At 67.2% G+C, this 16708-nt stretch carries 13 protein-coding genes and 1 tRNA gene; 10 read left to right on the top strand and 4 right to left on the bottom strand.

Translation table 11 applies throughout. The annotated features are described in order from the left end of the window. Positions 1-27 precede the first annotated feature (27 nt). The 4 genes from ftsH to BM175_RS01605 all read left to right on the top strand — a co-directional run bounded on the left by ftsH (position 28) and on the right by BM175_RS01605 (position 5460). Positions 28-1965, top strand: coding sequence for an ATP-dependent zinc metalloprotease FtsH (ftsH, locus tag BM175_RS01620; protein WP_090958339.1), 1938 nt, complete (start codon positions 28-30; stop codon positions 1963-1965). Positions 1966-2143: 178 nt separating this feature from the next. Continuing rightward, complete coding sequence (gene glmM / locus BM175_RS01615; protein WP_090958337.1) at positions 2144-3493, top strand: phosphoglucosamine mutase; 1350 nt, start codon at positions 2144-2146, stop codon at positions 3491-3493. 134 nt (positions 3494-3627) lie between these two features. After that, positions 3628-4461 (top strand): outer membrane protein, encoded by an 834-nt coding sequence (locus BM175_RS01610; protein WP_244545822.1) that lies wholly within the window; start codon positions 3628-3630, stop codon positions 4459-4461. A 210-nt stretch (positions 4462-4671) separates the two neighbouring features. Beyond that, a complete protein-coding gene (locus tag BM175_RS01605; protein ID WP_175526726.1) occupies positions 4672-5460 on the top strand; it encodes an outer membrane protein in 789 nt (262 codons plus the stop codon). 12 nt (positions 5461-5472) lie between these two features. On the opposite strand, the gene BM175_RS01600 is transcribed toward BM175_RS01605, so the two are convergent. After that, positions 5473-5991 (bottom strand): hypothetical protein, encoded by a 519-nt coding sequence (locus tag BM175_RS01600; protein ID WP_090958334.1) that lies wholly within the window; start codon positions 5989-5991, stop codon positions 5473-5475. Positions 5992-6180: 189 nt separating this feature from the next. Here BM175_RS01600 and BM175_RS01595 point away from each other — a divergent pair, with 189 nt between their 5' ends. Together BM175_RS01595 and serA are read left to right on the top strand one after the other, a co-directional pair. Then, positions 6181-7356: a phosphoserine transaminase gene (locus BM175_RS01595; RefSeq protein ID WP_090958332.1), complete on the top strand. Its 1176-nt coding sequence runs from the start codon at positions 6181-6183 to the stop codon at positions 7354-7356. Positions 7357-7450: 94 nt separating this feature from the next. Then, positions 7451-9043 (top strand): phosphoglycerate dehydrogenase, encoded by a 1593-nt coding sequence (serA, locus tag BM175_RS01590; protein WP_090958330.1) that lies wholly within the window; start codon positions 7451-7453, stop codon positions 9041-9043. A gap of 54 nt (positions 9044-9097) precedes the next feature. Here serA and BM175_RS01585 read toward each other — a convergent pair whose 3' ends face one another. Then, on the bottom strand, positions 9098-10006 hold the full coding sequence (locus tag BM175_RS01585) for a DMT family transporter (protein WP_090959093.1): 909 nt from the start codon (positions 10004-10006) through the stop codon (positions 9098-9100). Between the two features lie 209 nt (positions 10007-10215). Here BM175_RS01585 and BM175_RS01580 point away from each other — a divergent pair, with 209 nt between their 5' ends. Further along, positions 10216-11508: an adenylosuccinate synthase gene (locus BM175_RS01580; RefSeq protein WP_090958328.1), complete on the top strand. Its 1293-nt coding sequence runs from the start codon at positions 10216-10218 to the stop codon at positions 11506-11508. A 246-nt stretch (positions 11509-11754) separates the two neighbouring features. Further along, complete coding sequence (locus BM175_RS01575; RefSeq protein ID WP_139224547.1) at positions 11755-13671, top strand: hypothetical protein; 1917 nt, start codon at positions 11755-11757, stop codon at positions 13669-13671. Positions 13672-13751: 80 nt separating this feature from the next. On the opposite strand, the gene rpoH is transcribed toward BM175_RS01575, so the two are convergent. Then, positions 13752-14663, bottom strand: coding sequence for an RNA polymerase sigma factor RpoH (gene rpoH, locus BM175_RS01570; protein ID WP_090958324.1), 912 nt, complete (start codon positions 14661-14663; stop codon positions 13752-13754). A gap of 199 nt (positions 14664-14862) precedes the next feature. Next, entirely contained in the window at positions 14863-15891 is a 1029-nt protein-coding gene (locus BM175_RS01565; RefSeq protein ID WP_090958322.1) for an RluA family pseudouridine synthase, read from the bottom strand. A 27-nt stretch (positions 15892-15918) separates the two neighbouring features. On the opposite strand from BM175_RS01565, the gene BM175_RS01560 reads away from it, so the two are divergent. Both BM175_RS01560 and BM175_RS01555 read left to right on the top strand, forming a co-directional pair. Further along, positions 15919-16290, top strand: coding sequence for a hypothetical protein (locus tag BM175_RS01560; RefSeq protein ID WP_090958320.1), 372 nt, complete (start codon positions 15919-15921; stop codon positions 16288-16290). Between the two features lie 58 nt (positions 16291-16348). After that, a tRNA-Glu gene (locus tag BM175_RS01555) sits at positions 16349-16423 on the top strand. Positions 16424-16708 lie beyond the last annotated feature (285 nt).

Genomic DNA, 16708 nt, shown 5'->3' with positions numbered 1-16708 from the left:
GATCGGGGCCTCATCCCAGGACGGATAATGAACCAGAACTTCCGGAATTTCGCCCTCTGGGCGATCATCGCGCTTCTGCTCATCGCGCTGTTCCAGCTGTTTTCGAACGGCTCGCAGAACGCGAACACGCGGGAGGTTCCCTATTCCCAGTTCCTGTCGGACGTCGATTCGGGCCGCGTGCGCTCGGTGACGATCCAGGGGCAGCGGATTTCCGGCAGCTATACGGACGGGTCGAGCCCGTTCCAGACCTATTCGCCCGGCGACCCCCAGCTCGTGTCCCGTCTCGAGGGCAAGAACGTCACGATCAACGCCAGCCCGCCGTCGGACAACACCAATCCGATCTGGTCGATGCTGCTGTCGTTCGGCCCGATCCTCCTCATTCTCGGCGTCTGGATCTTCCTGATGCGCCAGATGCAGGGCGGGGCCGGCGGCAAGGCGATGGGCTTCGGAAAGTCGAAGGCCAAGCTCCTGACCGAGGCGCACGGCCGCGTGACCTTCGCGGACGTCGCCGGCGTCGACGAGGCCAAGCAGGACCTCGAGGAGATCGTCGAGTTCCTGCGCGAGCCGCAGAAGTTCCAACGCCTCGGCGGCAAGATTCCGCGCGGCGTGCTCCTCGTCGGCCCTCCGGGTACCGGTAAGACGCTGACGGCGCGCGCCGTCGCGGGCGAGGCCAATGTGCCCTTCTTCACCATTTCGGGTTCGGACTTCGTCGAGATGTTCGTCGGCGTCGGCGCATCCCGCGTGCGCGACATGTTCGAGCAGGCCAAGAAGAATGCGCCCTGCATCATCTTCATCGACGAGATCGACGCCGTCGGTCGCCATCGCGGTGCGGGCCTCGGCGGCGGCAACGACGAGCGCGAGCAGACGCTGAACCAGCTCCTCGTCGAGATGGACGGCTTCGAGGCGAACGAGGGTATCATCCTCATCGCCGCGACCAACCGTCCGGACGTTCTGGATCCCGCGCTCCTGCGTCCCGGCCGCTTTGATCGTCAGGTCATGGTGCCGAACCCGGATGTCGGCGGCCGAGAGAAGATCCTGAAGGTCCATGTGCGCAACGTGCCGCTGGCCCCTAACGTCGATTTGCGCACCATCGCGCGCGGCACGCCGGGCTTCTCGGGCGCCGATCTCGCCAACCTTGTCAACGAGGCGGCGCTGATGGCGGCGCGTCGCTCCAAGCGCCTCGTCACCATGCTCGAGTTCGAGGATGCCAAGGACAAGGTCATGATGGGCGCCGAGCGCCGGTCGATGGCCATGACCGAGGAAGAGAAGAAGTTGACCGCCTATCACGAGGCCGGTCATGCCCTCGTCGGCCTCTACGTTCCGCACAACGATCCCTTGCACAAGGTGACGATCATCCCGCGCGGTCGGGCGCTTGGCGTCACCATGAACTTGCCGGAGCGCGACCGCTACGGCATGCGCAAGATCGAGATGGAGGCGCGTCTCGCGATGATCTTCGGCGGTCGTGCCGCTGAGGAGCTGATCTACGGCCTCGACAACGTGACGACCGGCGCCTCCAACGACATCCAGCAGGCCACCAATATGGCCCGCGCGATGGTCATGGAATACGGCATGAGCGACAAGCTCGGTCGCCTGCGCTACCGCCAGAACCAGGAAGAGGTGTTCCTCGGTCACTCCGTCTCGCAGCAGCAGAACATGTCGGAGGAGACGGCTAAGCTGATCGATTCCGAGGTCCGCGGCATCGTCGAGGTCGCCGAGAATCGCGCCCGCCAGGTGCTGCGCGATCACCTCGACGATCTCCACACGATCGCCAACGGCCTTCTCGAGTTCGAAACGCTGTCGGGCGACGAGGTCCGCGATCTCCTTGCCGGCAAGACGCTCGCTCGCGACATGGGTGACGACACGCCGCCCTCGCGCGGCTCGGCAGTGCCCAAGGCCGGCTCGATCAAGCCGTCCGGCCCGCGCGACGACAAGGAAGGTGGGCTGGAGCCTCAGCCGACTGCCTGACGACTACTCCTTCAGATCAAGGGAAGGCGGGCTTTCAAGCCCGCCTTTTTCGTTCCGAGGTGGGGGTTGGCACGACGGATGCGTCGCTCTCATCTGCCTGCTGACATTCTTTTTTACTTTTGGCTTCATGCTTGCGCGCTTACAGCCCCAAGCCGATTGCCAGCGGAGACGAGACGCCATGACGAAATCCTATTTCGGGACGGACGGGATCCGCGGCCTCGCCAACCGGCATCCGATGACGCCCGAGATCGCGATGAAGGTCGGCATGGCGGCCGGACTTGCCTTCAAGCGCGGCAACTACCGGCACCGCGTCGTGATCGGCAAGGACACGCGCCTGTCCGGCTACATGCTGGAGCCGGCCCTCTGCGCCGGCTTCACGGCGGTCGGCGTCGACGTCCTGATGCTCGGCCCGATGCCGACGCCGGCCGTCGCCATGCTGACGCGCTCGATGCGCGCCGACATCGGCGTGATGATCTCCGCCTCGCACAACCCGTTCGAGGACAACGGCATCAAGCTCTTCGGCCCCGACGGGTACAAGCTGTCGGACGAACTCGAAGGCGAGATCAATCGGCTGATCGACGAGGATCTCACCCCGCGCCTGTCGGTCGGCGCCCATCTCGGCCGCGCCAAGCGCTACGACGACGGCGGCCGCGACCGCTATGTCGAGTTCGCCAAGCGCACCCTGCCGCGCGACCTGTCGCTCGACGGCGTGCGGGTCGCCATCGACTGCGCCAACGGCGCGGCCTATCGCGTGGCGCCCGACGTTCTCTGGGAACTCGGCGCCGAGGTCGTGAAGATCGGCGTCGATCCGAACGGCACCAACATCAACCTCAACTGCGGATCGACCAGCCCCGCCGCGCTGAAGGCGAAGGTGCGCGAGGTGCGCGCCGACATCGGCATCGCGCTCGACGGCGACGCAGATCGGGTGCTGATCGTCGACGAGCACGGCGAGGTCGTTGACGGCGACCAGATCATGGCCGTCATCGGCGAGGCCTGGGCGCAGGACGGCCGGCTCGCCGCAGGCGGCGTGGTCGCCACGATCATGTCGAACCTCGGGCTCGAGCGCTTCCTCAACGACCGGCAGATCCAGCTCGCGCGCACCAAGGTCGGCGATCGCTACGTGGTCGAGCACATGCGCGAGCACGGCTACAATGTCGGCGGCGAGCAGTCCGGCCACATCGTCCTGTCGGATTTCGGCACGACAGGCGACGGCCTCGTCTCGGCGCTTCAGGTGCTTGCAGTGGTGCGCGGGGCGGGCGGCACCGTATCCGAGGTCTGCCGCAAGTTCACGCCGGTGCCGCAAGTCCTGAAGAACGTGCGCTTCGCCGGTGGCGCGCCGCTCGAGAAGGAGCGGGTGCAGGATGCCATCAACGCCGGTCGCGATCGCCTCGGCGAGGGCGGGCGCCTCGTCATTCGTCCCTCGGGCACCGAGCCGCTGATCCGCGTCATGGCCGAAGGCGACGACCAGCAACTCGTCAACGACGTGGTGGACGACATCATCGGCGCGCTGAAGCGGGAAGCCGCCTGACGGCGGTCATTGCGCGACTATGCTTCCGTGCTGGTCAGGTTCCGGCACGGTAAACGCTCTATTAATCATTAATCTTTAGATTTGCGATCATTGCGGAACCCAAGCCGCGACTGTCGTTCAATCTGGAGATAATGATGATGCTACGGCTCGCGCTTGGCCTTCTGGCCTCTGCCGCTCTTCTTCCCACCCTCGCACAGGCGGCCGATATCATCGAGCCGATCCCGGTCATCGAGGAAGTTCCGTTCAGCGGCTGGTACATCCGCGGCGACGTCGGCTACAACTTCAAGTCGAAGACCGATGGCAAGTGGGCCTTCTATAACATATTCCCGGGCGTCGAGGGCATCGACGACCACTACCGCTACGACGACCTGCGCCTGTCGGACGCCGCGACCTTCGGCGTCGGCGCCGGCTACCGCTTCACCGACACGTTCCGCATGGACGCGACGGTCGACTACTTCCGCTCCGACGTGAACGGCAAGACCAAGTGCCCGCTGATGATCATCACCGATCCGGCGCATGGCCTCGGGCCCTTCGAGGAGTGCAACTACAACGACAAGTCGGAAGCCGACGTCTGGACGATCATGGCGAATGCCTATGTCGACCTGCCGAGCTTCGGCGTCGTCACCCCTTACCTCGGCGCCGGCGTCGGCACGGCCTACGTGAAGTACGACGACGTCAAGTCGAACGAGGTCTGCCCGCCCTGTAGCCCGAGCTACACGCCCTATTCCGGCACCCACGAGGGTCTGGACGACTGGCGCTTCGCGACCGCGCTCATGGCCGGCGCCAGCGTCGATCTGACCAGCCAGCTCGCGCTCGACATCGGCTACCGCTTCACCAAGGTCTGGGAAGGCGACTCCTGGGAGTTCGACAGCGCCGACAAGCAGTACGGTGCGAAGGGCGTCCAGACCCGCGACGACGGCTTCGACATCCACACGATCCGCGCTGGTCTACGCTACAGCTTCTTCTGAGCCGACGCGCCATCGACATGACGAAAAGGGCTGCCCTCCGGGGCGGCCCTTTTCGCGTTCGGGGCAGGCGGGGACCGGGCGAAAGGTTCGGCAAAGGTTAAGCGACATGGTTAACCGCGGATTAACGCTTTGGCGGCGATGGTGCGCTCGGAAGCTCCGGGGCGCGTGCCGCCGAGGGGCTTGCCGGTCCGCCCAGCAGGAAGCCTCGCCATGCCCGTCGCCCGTCATCTCCTTGCCGCAAGTCTCCTGACGCTCGCAAACCCCGCATTCGCGGCCGATATCGACATTCTCGCCGCGCCCGAGATCTCGATCCCCGTCGCGGAAACCGGCCTCTATCTTCGCGCCGACGCGACCTACGCGTTCGACACGACGTTCGGTGGCACGCAGACTCTCGCAGGACCGGGCGGTACGACGTCGAACCGCATGGCCGATTGGCGCCTCGACGACGGGTTCGGGGTCGGTGGCGGCATCGGCTACAAGGCGAGCGACTGGCTCCGCTTCGACGCGACGGTGGATTACTGGAAGCAGGACGTGGCAGGCGGCAACGGAGCCGGCTGGTTCTGCGGCTTCGACGCGTCCTGCGCCTCGCGCGAGCGGGGAGAGGTCGAGGCGGTCGAGGTCATGGGCAACGCCTATGTCGACCTCGGGACAGTGGCGGGCTTCACGCCATACATCGGCGCAGGCCTCGGCGCGGTTCACGTCGAGTACGGCGACGTTATCGGTACGGCGACCTGCAACGGCACGGTGCTTTGCCCGCCCGGCGGGCTCACCGCGGCCTATGGCGACGATGCCTCCTGGCGCTTTGCCTATGCGGTGTCGGCCGGCGTCTCCTACGACCTTAACGACAAGCTCTCGATCGACACCGGCTATCGGTACGTCAATGTCGACGACGGCGATGCCTATCGTCTCGACACGGCATCGGGCGCTGTGCTGCTGGCGAAGGACGAGGGCTTCGACCGGCACACGATCCGCGCCGGTCTTCGCTTCAAGCTCTGGTAGGGCGCCGTTCGATCAGGCCCGGTTGTCGCGGGCCGCTTGCGCGTCGCGCATGAACTGGGACACGCGGCCGGCTTCCATCGGGCTGCCGATCCGACCTGCCTTCTCGTTTTCCGCCGGCGTCATGCCGTCGCGTGCCGTGCGACCGGCGCCGGGCCGGCGGGCGCTGCGCCAGGCGTTGGCCCGCTTCAGCTTGAGGGCTCGGCGGGCGTTGGCCTGAAGGGCATCCGCCGCTCCTTCATGCTCGCGCCGCGTGCGCTCCTTGTTCAATCGTGCCAGGGCCTCGGCCAGCACGCCGGCCTTCTGACGCATGCCGGAGTTCTCGGGTTCCTGCGATCCCCGGCCTCGCCGGGCGGCGCCCCGCCGGCGATTGGCGATCGCCTGCGCACGGTCGCGTCTCTCGCGCAGCCGCCGGGTGAGGGCGTCGAGATCGCCTCGTTCGAGATTGCGGATGGCCGGGTGATGAGTCTGTGCCACGAGATCGAGTTCGTCCTTGTCCAGAACCCGACGCTCCAGGCTTCTTCCTGCTGCCATGGTGATTCTCCGTTCCGCGTTTCGACGAGAAGGGAATCGGTTCGGAAAGGCTCGCGTTTCATAAGATAGGCGTGAGCTTCGCGTGAACGTCGTCCGATTGTCACTTGACCGTCGGCGAGGACGGGCATATCCGCAGACTTGGGACACGCCTCCCCAACGAGGCGCTTCTATCTGTAAGGATAGCTTTTGATGGCGAACATCGCACCGCCGGCCGCTCGTCCGGCCAATCCCCGCTTTTCCTCTGGTCCTTGTGCCAAGCGTCCCGGCTGGACGCTGGACGGCTTAAGCGATGCGCCGCTCGGCCGGTCGCACCGCGCCAAGATCGGCAAGACCAAGCTCGCCCAGGCGATCGACGACACCCGCGCCGTGCTCGGCGTTCCCGACGATTACCGCATCGGCATCGTGCCGGCGTCCGACACCGGCGCGGTCGAGATGGCCATGTGGTCGCTGCTCGGCGCGCGTCCGGTCGACATGGTCGCCTGGGAAAGCTTCGGCTCCGGCTGGGTGACGGATGCGGTGAAGCAGCTGAAGCTCGCCGACGCGCGCGTCCTCGAGGCGCCCTACGGCGAGATCGTGGATTTTGCCGAGATCGATTTCGACCACGACGTGGTGTTCACCTGGAACGGCACGACCTCGGGCGTGCGCGTGCCGAACGGCGATGCCATCCCGGCGACCCGTCAGGGCCTGACGATCTGCGACGCCACCTCGGCCGCCTTCGCGCAGGACCTTCCCTACGACAAGCTCGATGTGGTCACCTTCTCCTGGCAGAAGGTGCTGGGCGGCGAGGGCGCGCACGGCGTCCTGATCCTCAGCCCCCGCGCCGTCGAGCGTCTCACTACCTACAAGCCGGCCTGGCCGCTGCCGAAGATCTTCCGCCTCACCTCGGGCGGCAAGCTGATCGAGGGCATCTTCAAGGGCGAGACGATCAACACGCCGTCGATGCTCTGCGTCGAGGACTATCTCGACGCGCTCCAGTGGGCGAAGTCGATCGGTGGTCTCGAAGCCCTGAAGGCTCGAGCCGACAAGAACCTCGGCGTGATCGACCGGTTCGTGTCGGCCAACGACTGGATCGGCTTCCTCGCCAAGACGCCCGAAATTCGTTCCAACACCTCGGTCTGCCTCCAGTTCACGGCGCCCGAAATCACGGGCCTGTCCAAGGACGAGCAGGACGCCTTCGCCAAGGGCGTCGCCTCGAAGCTGGAGAAGGAGGGCGTCGCCCTCGACATCGGTGCCTATCGCGACGCCCCTCCAGGCCTGCGCATCTGGGCCGGCGCGACGGTCGAGGCGTCCGATCTCGAGGCCCTGATGCCCTGGATCGCCTACGCCTACGAGGCGCAAAGGGCGACGCTGGCGCAGGCGGCCTGACGGCTCGAGCCTGCCCCGGCGACAGGGGCAGGCTCCCTCATTCATTTTCCGTTTCCAGGCATCGCTCGATGCCGAAAGCTGCAGGAGAAGCCTGATGGCTCCGCGCGTTCTCGTTTCCGACAAGCTGTCCCCGACCGCCGTCCAGATCTTCAAGGACAAGGGCGTCGAGGTCGATTACCTCCCCGATCTCGGCAAGGACAAGGACAAGCTCCTCGAGGTGATCGGCCAGTATGACGGCCTCGCCATCCGCTCCGCGACCAAGGTGACGGAGAAGGTGATCGATGCGGCGCCGAACCTGCGCGTCATCGGCCGCGCCGGCATCGGCGTCGACAACGTCGACATCCCGGCCGCCTCGCGGAAGGGCATCATCGTGATGAACACGCCCTTCGGCAACTCGATCACGACGGCCGAGCATGCCATCGCGATGATGTTCGCGGTGGCCCGCCAGATGCCCGCCGCCGACGCCTCGACGCAGGCCGGCAAGTGGGAGAAGAACCGCTTCATGGGCGTCGAGATCACCGGCAAGGTGCTCGGCGTCGTCGGCTGCGGCAACATCGGCTCGATCGTGGCTTCCCGGGGCGTCGGCCTCAAGATGAGGGTGATCGGCTTCGACCCGTTCCTGTCGGAGGAGCGCGCGGCCCAGCTCGGCATCGAGAAGGTGGAGCTCGAGGACCTCTTCAAGCGCGCCGATTTCATCACGCTGCACACGCCGCTGACCGACAAGACGCGCAACATCATCGACGCCAAGGCGATCGCCACGATGAAGAAGGGCGTGCGCATCATCAACTGCGCGCGCGGCGGCCTGATCGTCGAGAAGGACCTCGCCGAGGCCATCAAGTCAGGCCATGTGGCGGGCGCCGGCATCGACGTGTTCGAGGTCGAGCCGGCGACCGACAGCCCGCTCTTCGGCCTCGACAACGTGGTCTGCACCCCGCATCTCGGCGCCTCGACGACGGAAGCGCAGGAGAACGTCGCGCTGCAGGTCGCCGAGCAGATGGCCGACTACCTCGTGAAGGGCGCGGTTTCCAACGCGCTCAACATGCCCTCGATCACCGCCGAAGAGGCGCCGATCCTGACCCCTTACGTCAAGCTCGCCGAGATCCTCGGCTCCTTCGCGGGCCAGCTGACGGAAGAGGCGATCGACGCGGTCGAGATCCTCTATGACGGCGCGCCGGGCACGATGAACACGCGCGCCCTGTCGGCCGCCGCGATCGCCGGCCTCCTGAAGGCGCAGGTGCAGACGGTCAACATGGTCTCGGCGCCGCTGATGGCCAAGGAGCGCGGCATCGCCGTCTCCGAGGTGCGCCGCGACAAGACCGGCGTCTTCGACGGCTACATCATGGTCACCGTCAAGACCAAGAAGCAGACGCGCTCGGTCGCGGGCACGACCTTCTCGGATGGCAAGCCGCGCTTCATCCAGATCAAGGGCATCAACATGGAGGCCGATGTCGGCCGCTACATGCTCTACACGGCCAACAAAGACGTGCCGGGCGTCATCGGCCAGATCGGCACCGCCTTCGGCAAGGCCGGGATCAACATCGCCAACTTCCACCTCGGCCGCGACGAGCAGGGAGGCAGCGCGATCGCGATCATCTACCTCGACGGGCCGCTGAGCGAGGAGTTCCTCGAGGAGCTTCGCGGCCTGAACGCGATCGGCCAGGCGAAGATGCTGACCTTCGACGTCTGATCGAACGGAAGGCGATAGGAAAGGGGGCGGAGCGGGAAACCGCTCCGCCCTTTCTTATTGCGCCGCGGGCTGGACCGTGCGCTTACCGCGCTCGGCAATCGCGATGCCGCCGAGCACCAGCGACAGCGCCGCCAGATGATAGGCATGGAACGGTTCGGCGAGGATCAGCACGGCGAGGATCGCGCCGAACACCGGCACCGTGTTGACGAAGATGTTCGCCCGGTTGGCGCCGATCATCTCGACACCCTTGATGTAGAGCGCCTGGCTGAGGATCGACGGGAAGACGATCGTGAAGGCGAGGATCAGGAGACCTTGCGCATCCGGTGCGAAGGTCAGTCCCGCCAAGAGTTCCCAGGCGAGCAGGGGCACCGCTCCAAGTGCGCCGCCGAGGCTGAGCATGAAGATCGAACTCAGCCAATGCACGCGCGGCTTGCGTGACAGAAGGATCGTGTAGACGCCGAAGATCGTGGTCGAGCCGAGGATCATCGCGTCGCCCATATTGAAGTCGAGCGCAAGGATCGTCTCCAGATGGCCGTGCGAGGCGACGAGGAGGACGCCGACTAGCGTCAGCGCGAAGCCGACGACCTGAAGCACCGACACGCGGATGTGGAAGAACAGGAACATGCCGACGAAGACGACCAGCGGCATCGCGGCCTGGATGATCATCGCGTTGATCGCGCTCGTATAGCCCATCGCGACGTAGAACAGCGCGTTGAACGAGGTGAAGCCGAGAAGGCCGAGGCCGACGAAATAGAGCCAGTGGCGGCGGATGGTCGGCCGGTCGCGCACGAGGTGCGGGCGCGCGAAGGGGAACAGGAGGATCAGCGCTCCGACCCAGCGCAAGAGCGTCAGGCTCATCGGCGAGATGTGGCCGACGGACAGCTTCCCCGCCACCGCGTTGGCGCCCCAGATGAACGCGGTGAGGAGGAGGAGAACGGCAGGGTGGGCGAGTCGCTTCAGCATGCTGGAGCTTTCGCGGATCGCCGCGTCACAGGCAATCGTTCGCATGGCTTAATTCTCGATCCGATCGTGTGAAAAAGGCGGCTCGCGACCTCGCGCTGCGGCAAAGCCTTGACTATAGTCCGCCGCGTTTGCGCCGGCGGACCCCCGACGGGTCTTTTGCGCGCCCGAAGATCAGCATCGTGAGGGCGGGACGCCTTCGAGGAGACTGCATGGCTAACGTCGTCGTCGTCGGTTCCCAGTGGGGAGACGAAGGGAAGGGCAAGATCGTCGACTGGCTCTCGGAGCGGGCCGATGTCGTCGTGCGATTCCAGGGCGGCCACAATGCCGGACACACGCTGGTCGTCTCCGGCGTCTCCTACAAGCTTTCGCTCATGCCGTCGGGCGTGGTGCGGAAGGGCAAGCTTTCGGTGATCGGCAACGGGGTCGTCTTCGACCCGCATCACTTCGTCACTGAGAAGAAGCGCCTTGAGGGCCAGGGCGTCTCGATCTCGCCGGACACCCTTCGCATCGCCGACAACGCCTCGCTGATCCTGTCGCTGCATCGCGAACTCGACGCCGCGCGCGAGGCGGCCGCAGCCGGCACCAAGATCGGCACCACGGGCCGCGGCATCGGCCCGGCCTACGAGGACAAGGTCGGCCGGCGTGCGATCCGCGTCATGGACCTTGCCGAGCCGGAAGCGCTGCCCGAGCGCATCGAGCGCCTCCTCGCCCATCACAATCCGCTCCGGCGCGGCCTCGGCCAGCCGGAGGTCGAGGCCTCGGCGATCCTCGAGGAACTGACCTCGGTCGCCGCCGAGATCACCCCTTACATCGACCGTGTCTGGCGCCTTCTCGACGAGCGCCGCAAGGCCGGCGACCGCATCCTCTTCGAGGGCGCTCAAGGGACGCTTCTCGACATCGACCACGGCACCTATCCGTTCGTCACCTCCTCCAACACGGTGGCGGGGCAGGCGGCGGCGGGCTCCGGCCTCGGGCCGTCCAGCCTCGGCTTCGTGCTCGGCATCACGAAGGCCTATACGACGCGCGTCGGCGAGGGGCCGTTCCCGACCGAGCAGGACAACGAGGTCGGCGAGTTTCTCGGCACCAAGGGCCACGAGTTCGGCACGGTCACGGGTCGCAAGCGTCGTTGCGGCTGGTTCGACGCGGTGCTGGTGCGACAGGCGGTCGCGATCAACGGCATCCACGGTCTGGCGCTGACCAAGCTCGACGTCCTCGACGGCATGGACGAGATTCGCATCTGCACGGCCTACGAGCTGGACGGGGAGCGGATCGACTACTTCCCCGCGAGCCTTGCCGCACAGAAGCGCGTGAAGCCCGTCTACGAGAGCTTCGAGGGCTGGAAGGGCACGACGGCCGGTGCCCGGTCATGGGGCGATCTTCCCGCGCAAGCGGTCAAGTACGTGCGCCAGATCGAGGAACTCGTGGGCGCCCCCGTGACGCTCCTGTCTACCTCTCCGGAGCGTGACGACACGATCCTTGTCCGCGATCCGTTTCAAGATTAATGAAACCTTGATAAAAGGTTTCTAGGTTCGTTCGAGCTTTCGGCTGCGCCGCGCGGCCCCCGCTTTCTCGAAGGCGGGGATCGTCCACAACCGGGAGGGGAGGCGATCCGCCTTCCTTCCATCGGCCCCTCCCGTCGCGATTCCCTGGCAGGCGGGATCGACCGGCACGGCGGGGCCGGACGGGTGCTGGATCGCCGCGAGGCTCGGTCCGTTCCCGGTACCGACCTCGAGTGAGTGCAGCGCTTCATGGCGAATCTGACCGCCGTCCTCCGCAAGACCATCGACGGCTTGCCGAATGCCACGCCGCAGTTGCGGGCCAAGGTCTACGAGAAGGCGCGGGCCGCCATCACGCGGCAGATCCAGTCCGCCGACCCGCCGCTGGCGGCCGAGGTCGCGGAGCAGCGCTATCGCGTGCTGGAGGACGCGATCGCCGAGTCGGAGGCCTACTACCAGAGCGTCGAGGGCACCGCGGTGCCGGTCGAGGCGCCCGGCGCTCCGTCTCCGGTCGCAGCGCCAGCCCCAGAGCCGGTCCCGCCTGAGCCGGCGCCTGCCGCTCCCGAGCCCGCTCCGTCCTATGCAGCGCCGGAGCCGGAGCGTGCTCCCCCGCGCGCACCGGTCCCGGCGTTTCCGCGCGCCACACCGACCATGCGGCCGGGAGACGCCGCGCCTGTCGCGCCGCCGCGCCCCGCGCCGTCCGCGCCTCCCGCCTACAGCCCGCCGGCAGCTGCCGAGCTCCGCCCGGCGGAGCGCACGGCGCCGGCCTTCGAGCGCCCGCCGCAGCCCCGCGCCGAACGCCCGTCGCCGCCGGTGCTGCCGGAGCGCGCGGCCGCCGACGAGGCGCCGCAGGTCGGCGTCGTGGGGCCGGCGCCGGAAGCGGATGAACCCCCCGCACGCATCGCGCCGCCACCGGCGCCGCCGATGCGCGAGCGACGCGCGAAAGACGAGACGGGCGACAGGCCGGAGCCGGGCTCCGCCGCGCGCGGCGCCCTTCGACCCGCGAGCCCCGTTCCCGCTCAGTCGGCGGCGCCGTCGCCGGGCGCGATGCTGTCGGGCATTCCCGAGGCGGATCTCGGTGCCCCCCGCTATGCGCCGCGCCGGGCCGCGGGCCGAGGCCGCTCGCCGCTCTGGCCCGGGGTCGCCGTGGTGGCGCTCGTCGGTCTCGGTGCCCTCGGCTATCTCTATCTCGACGATATCCGCTCCGTCGTTCTCGGCACCCCGCAGACGGCATCGGTTCCCGCCGGCACCGCGCCTGGCCAGACGACCGACAGCGGCGAGGCGTCGGCTCCGGAGGCCGGAACGACGCCCGAGACCGCCGCGCCGCCGAGCGGCACCGTGACCGACGTCGCCCCGGCGACGCCGACGACCACGCCCCCCGCGCCGGGCGGGCGACAGTTTACCCAGCGCCTCCTGCCGGACGGGACCGAGGTGGACGAGGGACCGGGCACGAGCGCGCCGAACGCCTTCGAGGAGGGGACCAACGTCGCCGCCGCGACGATCGCGCCGACGCCCGCCCCGGAGACGGCGCCAACCACGACGCCCGCAACGCCGGAGCCGAGCGCGACGCCCGCGCCCCAGGCACCCGCGTCGACGCCGCAGGTGGCGGCCGGTACCGTGCCGGTCGGCCAGCGTGCGGTGTTCTACGAGGAGCGTTCGGCCGATCGCGAGGGCACGCAGCAAAGCGGCAACGTCGTTTGGAGCCTCGACAACGAGCCCCCCGCCGAGGGACGGCCGGCCGAGCCGGTGATCCGGGCCGTGGTCGATGTGCCCGATAGCAGCCTCAAGATGACGATGACCATCCGCCGCAACGCCGACACGACGCTGCCGGCGAGCCATGTGATCGAGATCCTTTTCGACACGCCCGCCAACTTCCCCGGCGGCCAGATCGAGAACGTACAACGGTTGGCGCTAAAGCCGACGGAGCAGGCGCGCGGCGAGCCGCTGATCGGTGTCGCCGGCAAGATCTCCGACGGCTTCTTCATCATCGCGTTGAACGACCTGCCGCAGGCGATCCAGAGCAATCTCGCGCTGCTGCGCAGCCAGGAGTGGATCGACATTCCGATTGCCTACACGTCGGGTCAGCGGGCGCTGATGTCGATCGAGAAGGGCATTCCCGGCGAGCGCGTGTTCCGCGAGGCGATCGACGCCTGGAACAGTCGGACCTGACATCGGCCGGGTCGGAGCCAAAGGAAAGGGCCGGTCTCGCGGGAGACCGGCCCTTTTTCATGCCATGACGGGACGCCGTCTCAGGCGTGCGCGTCCTCGACGACCCGCAACGAGCGGCGGGCGGCTTCCGCCGTGTCCTGCACCGCCTTCTGCACCTTCTCGAAGGCGCGCACCTCGATCTGGCGCACGCGCTCGCGGCTGATGTCGAACTCGCCCGACAGAGCCTCCAGCGTCAGCGGGTCCTCCGCCAGTCGCCGGGCCTCAAAGATGCGACGCTCGCGATCGTTCAGGACGCCCATCGCCCGATGCAGCATGCCACGGCGCTGCTCGAGTTCGTCCTGCTCCACCAGGATATCCTCCTGGCTCTCAGACTGATCGACCAGCCAGTCCTGCCACTCGCCCGACTCGCCTTCCGTCGCGCGGATCGGTGCGTTCAAGGACGCGTCGCCCGACAGGCGGCGGTTCATCGAGACGACCTCCTCCTCGGACACGCCGAGCGAGGTCGCGATCTGCTGGACCTGCTCGGGGCGCAGATCGCCCTCGTCGAGCGCCTGGATGCGGCTCTTCATCTTGCGCAGGTTGAAGAACAGGCGCTTCTGATTGGCCGTCGTGCCCATCTTTACGAGGCTCCACGACCGCAGGATGTATTCCTGGATCGAGGCCTTGATCCACCACATCGCGTAGGTGGCCAGACGGAAGCCGCGGTCGGCGTCGAAGCGCTTGACCGCCTGCATCAGGCCGACATTGCCTTCGGACACGACCTCGCCGATCGGCAGCCCATAGCCGCGATAGCCCATCGCGATCTTCGCCACGAGGCGCAGATGGCTGGTGACCAGCTTGTGGGCCGCGCCGCGATCGTCGTGTTCGGCGTAGCGCTTGGCCAGCATGTATTCTTCGTTCGGCTCCAGCATCGGAAAACGCCGGATCTCGTCGAGGTAACGGCTGAGGCCGCCCTCGCCGGACGCGATGCTGGGAAGATTGGCTCTCGCCATATGGAACCCTCCTTCTGCCTGGATCGCTCGTTGCCCGAGCCGATCGGCTGCGAGGCGCCCTGAAGGCGCACCTCGCCGAGCTTCGATATGGTGACTCTGTGCCCCGATTACATGACCTGAAGAGGGCGAACGAAGGTTACATTTCGTTCACTCGAGAGAGACGCCGGACCCGTGTCGCCCTGCCGTCATCGCGGGCGTGTCAGGCGTCCAAACGGGCCAGCGCTTCGAGAAGTTCCTGCATGTCGTCCGGCAGTTCCGTCTCGAACTCCATCGCCTCGCCGGTGACCGGATGCTCGAAGGCGAGGCGGAAGGCGTGGAGAGCCTGACGGGGAAACGCCGAGACCACCTCGCCGACGTCGCCGAGTTTCTTCGCCTTGGTGCGGAAGTGCGCGCCGTAGACCTCGTCGCCGATCAGCGGGTGGCCGATATGGCTCATGTGAACGCGGATCTGGTGCGTGCGTCCCGTCTCGAGGACGCAGGCGATCAGCGAGGCGTTGGCGCCCTCCGTGCCGAAGCGCTCCAGCACCTCGAAATGGGTGACGGCGTGGCGCGCGTCCGGTCGGCCTTCCGGCACGACCTGCCGCTTGGTGCGGTCGGAGTTGGAGCGGCCGAGCGCGGCCTCGACCGTACCGACAGGCCGCGACGGCACGCCCCAGACCACGGCCTGATAGGCGCGCTCCATCTTGCCGTCCTGCCCGTGCGCGGCGAACTGCTTGGCCAGCGCGCGGTGGGCGGTGTCGGACTTGGCGACGACCATGACGCCGCTCGTGTCCTTGTCGAGCCGGTGCACGATGCCGGGACGCTTCACCCCGCCGATGCCCGACAGCGTGTCGCCGCAATGGAAGAGGAGGGCATTGACGAGCGTGCCGGTCCAGTTGCCGGGGCCGGGATGCACCACGAGGCCGGCTGGCTTGTCGAGGACGACGAGGTGGTCGTCCTCGTAGAGGATGTCGAGCGGGATATCCTCGCCGGTCGGCTCCGGGGCGGCCGCTTCCGGCATGTCGAGCTGCACGGTCTCGCCCGCCGCGACCTTGCGCTTCGGGACGGTGACGGTCTCGTCGTCGATGCGGACCTGCCCGTCCTCGATCAGGGACTGGAGCCGCGAGCGCGACAGCTCGCCGCCGAGCGCCGAGGCGAGGAACTGGTCGAGCCGGCGTCCGGCGTCCGCCTCGCCCACGACGAACGCGCTTGCGTCAGTTTCGTCTCCCCCTGTACCAACGATCGACATCTGACACTCCAGCGGCGCGGGAAGAACGTGACGGGAAACAATGAAGCGGCCGGCGCGCCGAATGATCCGGCCTTCGAGAAGGTGCGGCGCAAGATGGTCCGCCTTCTCGCGATCTCGATCGCCGTCCTGTTCGTCGGGCTTATCGCGGTTCTCAGCGCCGTTGTCTATCGCACCAAGGACGGCGAGGGCGCACAACGCGCCGCCGGCACGCTCCCGCCGGTGGCGATCGGCGCAGGCGTGCGCGTCGTCGCCACGGCCCTCAGCGGCGACAACGCGCTCCTGACCGTGGAAGCCGCGGACGGCACGCAGTCGCTCGTCCTCATCGACCTCGGCTCCGGCACGCTCGCCGCGCGCTATCCGTTGTCTGCGGTCGAGCCTCCCGCACAAACCGCGCAGTGAACCGCAGAAAGCGCTTGCCAAGCCGAAACGGGCTGGCTATATCCCCGATCACTGGTTCGCGCCCATCGTCTAGCGGTTAGGACGGCGCCCTCTCACGGCGCAAACAGGGGTTCGATTCCCCTTGGGCGTACCAGTCAATCTCCCCATAAGGCGACAGTTTCGGCACCAAGGCGACCTTCCCTTCGCGCCGCGTGATGCCGTCACCAATCGTGCGGCTGGCCAGTTGTCATTCTCATCAAGGAATGGACGGAGCTGTCGTACGCCGTCTCGAGGGATAGGGGGCGGAGCAGGCGACCCGGTTTGATGGGCAGGGCACGTTATCGGTTGCTTCGCCGAGAAATCTTGCTGATTCGATCATCAGGACGATCGGCTGAAGGCCCTCCGAACGAACGCCGATTTGGTCGATTTGCCTTCGACG

This window comes from Aureimonas phyllosphaerae, from assembly GCF_900113065.1.
GTDB classification, from domain to species: Bacteria; Pseudomonadota; Alphaproteobacteria; order Rhizobiales; family Rhizobiaceae; genus Aureimonas; species Aureimonas phyllosphaerae.
The sequence above is the reverse complement of the archived record's forward strand: the minus strand, read 5'-3'. Positions and strand labels throughout refer to the sequence as shown.

Bases quoted from the DNA above. Each gene is read 5' to 3' on its own strand.
- rpoH (WP_090958324.1), bottom strand. From the start codon at position 14,663: ATGGCGAGAGCCAATCTTCCCAGCATCGCGTCCGGCGAGGGCGGCCTC.
- BM175_RS01565 (WP_090958322.1), bottom strand. From the start codon at position 15,891: ATGTCGATCGTTGGTACAGGGGGAGACGAAACTGACGCAAGCGCGTTC.
- serA (WP_090958330.1), top strand. From the start codon at position 7,451: ATGGCTCCGCGCGTTCTCGTTTCCGACAAGCTGTCCCCGACCGCCGTC.
- BM175_RS01610 (WP_244545822.1), top strand. From the start codon at position 3,628: ATGATGCTACGGCTCGCGCTTGGCCTTCTGGCCTCTGCCGCTCTTCTT.
- BM175_RS01595 (WP_090958332.1), top strand. From the start codon at position 6,181: ATGGCGAACATCGCACCGCCGGCCGCTCGTCCGGCCAATCCCCGCTTT.
- BM175_RS01575 (WP_139224547.1), top strand. From the start codon at position 11,755: ATGGCGAATCTGACCGCCGTCCTCCGCAAGACCATCGACGGCTTGCCG.
- glmM (WP_090958337.1), top strand. From the start codon at position 2,144: ATGACGAAATCCTATTTCGGGACGGACGGGATCCGCGGCCTCGCCAAC.
- ftsH (WP_090958339.1), top strand. From the start codon at position 28: ATGAACCAGAACTTCCGGAATTTCGCCCTCTGGGCGATCATCGCGCTT.
- BM175_RS01580 (WP_090958328.1), top strand. From the start codon at position 10,216: ATGGCTAACGTCGTCGTCGTCGGTTCCCAGTGGGGAGACGAAGGGAAG.
- BM175_RS01585 (WP_090959093.1), bottom strand. From the start codon at position 10,006: ATGCTGAAGCGACTCGCCCACCCTGCCGTTCTCCTCCTCCTCACCGCG.
- BM175_RS01600 (WP_090958334.1), bottom strand. From the start codon at position 5,991: ATGGCAGCAGGAAGAAGCCTGGAGCGTCGGGTTCTGGACAAGGACGAA.
- BM175_RS01605 (WP_175526726.1), top strand. From the start codon at position 4,672: ATGCCCGTCGCCCGTCATCTCCTTGCCGCAAGTCTCCTGACGCTCGCA.